General features: G+C 37.7%; 2 protein-coding genes and 1 pseudogene. 2 read left to right on the forward strand and 1 reads right to left on the reverse strand.

From position 1 onward, the window contains the following. The first annotated feature begins 158 nt into the window (after window positions 1-158). Window positions 159-1,139, forward strand: a pseudogene (locus D9A03_RS19685) (IS3 family transposase). Between the two features lie 303 nt (window positions 1,140-1,442). Here the strand turns inward: D9A03_RS19685 and D9A03_RS19690 are convergent. Beyond that, window positions 1,443-2,015 (reverse strand): transglutaminase-like cysteine peptidase, encoded by a 573-nt coding sequence (locus tag D9A03_RS19690; RefSeq protein WP_120498940.1) that lies wholly within the window; start codon window positions 2,013-2,015, stop codon window positions 1,443-1,445. 975 nt (window positions 2,016-2,990) lie between these two features. Here D9A03_RS19690 and D9A03_RS19695 point away from each other — a divergent pair. Further along, a partial coding sequence (locus D9A03_RS19695) for a hypothetical protein (protein WP_162938266.1) occupies window positions 2,991-3,227 on the forward strand: 237 nt, incomplete at its 3' end.

The following is a 3,227-nucleotide window of genomic DNA, read 5'->3' on the forward strand; positions in this document are numbered from 1 at the left end:
ATTCTGCAGTGGTTTATTGTGAAACTACGAGGAAAACTTTGAGTTTCGACAAAGAGAGCTTCAAAGATCCTCGATTATCATTATAGATAAACATTGACGTGAGCCCTGAAAGTTCCTCCATATTACTGTAGAGTCCTTCGAACCTTTGGAGATGGACGATGCGTAAGTCACGTTTTAACGAAGAGCAGATAATAGGTATTCTAAAGGAACAGGAATCTGAAGTGAGAACAACCGGCTCAAAAAGCTTCTGGCTGAGAGTTTGCTTGATAATGCGGTGTTGAAAGACATCAATTCAAAAAAATGGTACGCCCGAAGCCAAGCGAAAAGCGGTGGCACATGCCTGTTGCGAACACGGGGTGAGCCAGCGTCGGGCGTGTGATGTTTTGCAAGCTGATCGTTCAAGCATTCGCTATCAATCCAAGCGCTCCGATGATGGTGATCTTCGTGCAGCAATACGTAAGGTTGCCACAGAACGTCGTCGCTTTGGCTATCGTCGTATTCACATTATGCTGGAACGAGATGGTGTTTTGGTGAACCACAAAAAGCTTCGCAGGATTTACGGCGAGGAAAACCTGCAAGTCAAGCGTCGTAGCGGTAGGAAACGCGCTCTTGGCACACGCAGGCCTATGGTATAACCGAAAGCCCCTGATCAACGTTGGAGCCTGGATTTCGTATCAGATGCTCTAAACGACGGGCGACGTTTCCGTATGTTAACAGTTGTCGATGATTTTTCACGCGAGAATATAGCCCTGATTGCAGATACCTCTCTATCAGGATCACGGGTCGTGCGAGAGCTTAAACAGATCATTGCCGATCGTGGGAAACCAAAGACAATTGTCTCAGATAATGGGACGGAGTTTACGAGTACTGCCATTTTGAAATGGGTACAGGAAGCTACGATTGACTGGCATTATATTGCACCTGGAAAACCACAACAAAATGCATTCATCGAAAGTTTTAATGGCAAATTGCGAGATGAATGTCTGAATGAAACGCTGTTTAGTTCTTTGAAACACGCCCGCGAAGTGCTCGCAGATTGGAGAAAGGATTACAATCAACTCAGACCTCATTCTGCAATCGGAAACATCCCGCCAGCGGAATATATAAGGAAATTTAAGGTGGACAAAATAGCCACATAAGGCCAACAATTATTTAACCAAGGTCTCTATTTATAACTGGAGGGAACTTGGGGCTCAGGTCACCAGCTATCCTCTGACTCCCCCCTCGCGCACGTAGTAATATATAACATAATGTACTTTATGTTATATATTAACGGCTTTACAAAAAGAGTAAGGTCATTTGCAGCTAATTCGGTTTCAAAATCCGTAACAGTGCTTATGGTTTTAAATAGATCAGCTTTAACCCTCTGGCGGAACCGTTTGAAAATGGCGCTTTACTTGCCGTCCGTGCAGGTAAATAGTAGAACTGATATTGATTTATGTTTATATGATCATTGTCCATAATCTGGAATTTTTTTGTCCCTCAATCGATAACCAGTTATATGGGAGGTTGTTCCAGGTTGTAATATGATCAAATCTTGAGTCTAAAACATAATCCCCATCCAGGGTATGTAAGATGAGAACAAGGTGGAGTTTTTTTTTCTCTGTTGTGCACAATGCAACGGAGAAGCAAGATCGAGGCAATAGTTTGTTTTTGTAAACGATGTCATGTAGTTTTCTTAAAGCAAAATCTTCACAGTCACCGCTTTCTTTGGCAATTTCCCATTTATCTCTTGGATGATCTCCAGCATATTTTACCGTATTATTAATATGCTGATTTAAGGAATAAATACCTTTCAATTCTAAGTTGCTTATTTGATCTGATCGTTGAATACAAGTTTGTTTTAGAAATAATTTGTTGGTATCCAGGAATTTTATCCATCCGTTAGGTGGCAGTACAGAAAAGCCTCTTTTTATAAAGGGATTGGTTTTCGTCTCTTTTGCAAGAAGCACATTTGGTATTAGAGATGCTAAACCAACCTCAGCTATTCCTTTTATAAACTGCCTTCTCTTCATGGTTATGCTCTTTTAAATAATAATATCTAATAATGTGCCTGTTTTAAGTTTTAACATCTCTTTGTTAGGTTTTTGTGCAGATTTAAAGGTAGGTTTTACTGACTTGTATTCTATTTTTTTATTGTTTTTTATTTTGTATATTCCATTTTTATCCTTGTGTAGAGTAATTATGGGCGATTTTATTTTCATTTTTTTATTCTTTATTACTGATATAAAAAACTACTTTCAGTTGTATTTAAGGTTATCTGTCGTATGCGCTCAATTGAATTTTCGTGAAAACGCCAAGGCGGCGTGCGTTTTTCGTTAGTGAACAAGGTTCTTCGTAATTGGGGGCGGTGTTTCCGGAGGGGCGAGAGTGCTTCATAATAACGAGTGGGGATGTAACTGATCAAGTTATACTGGAGTATTTGTAATTAGATCCCTTATGCAGACCAAAGCACACCTAATGGTAGTGTTTTATTTTTTAAACAAATGTCAGATATATCGAATTTTTCGATTTTTATTATAGATTTAATTAGTTTGATTGATTTTTTTAAGTAGGTAAGGTAGCCACCACGAAGTGCGTAATGCTTCAATAAAGAATGAGGTCATAACTCGACGCCATTTCGTAAGTGCTGTACGCGAAATGTTGTTTGCTTTATCTGGTTAACGCGATATTAAAAGATCTATTTGATGCTTTTCTTAAAGATTTTTCGATAGCGACTTGATGCTTTTCTTAAAGATTTTTCGATAGCGACTTTTTTATAGTATTGTTATGCATAATTATGCATGAAGATAGTATTATATAATTATAGGTGTGTTGTTTGTGGTTTATTTAATGTATTTATAGTTTAAGAGTATTGATAAGTTAATTATAATACTTTTGAAATATTTGTGCTTCGAGGTGATTGTGCGCATTGTAATTATTTTTTTATACTTAATTTTTTATAATGAGATTAATTATTTTATTGTTACTACAAAATGAAAATTTCTATTATGAAATTTTTTTGGTTTACTTATGATTTGCAGGATATCATGATGCAAGCAGTTGTTGAGTGGTCAACACGAATTAGAAGATTATACGGTGTTACGAGAGAAGGGGATCTCTACGCAGCCGTTTTGACACAAAGCACTGTTGTTTTAGCTTGTCTTGTTTTTATGGGGCCTTTTGGTAGCTTTCAGCATTTCGAAACAATTATTTCTCATGTGTCTTTCTGGGGTGTTGTTGTTTAC

This window comes from Kiloniella sp. EL199, assembly GCF_900313065.1.
In the GTDB taxonomy this organism is placed as follows: Bacteria; Pseudomonadota; Alphaproteobacteria; order Kiloniellales; family Kiloniellaceae; genus Kiloniella.

What these genes read in the sequence shown, in the direction of transcription:
- D9A03_RS19690 (WP_120498940.1), bottom strand. Translation starts at nt 2,015, where the DNA reads ATGAAGAGAAGGCAGTTTATAAAAGGAATAGCTGAGGTTGGTTTAGCA.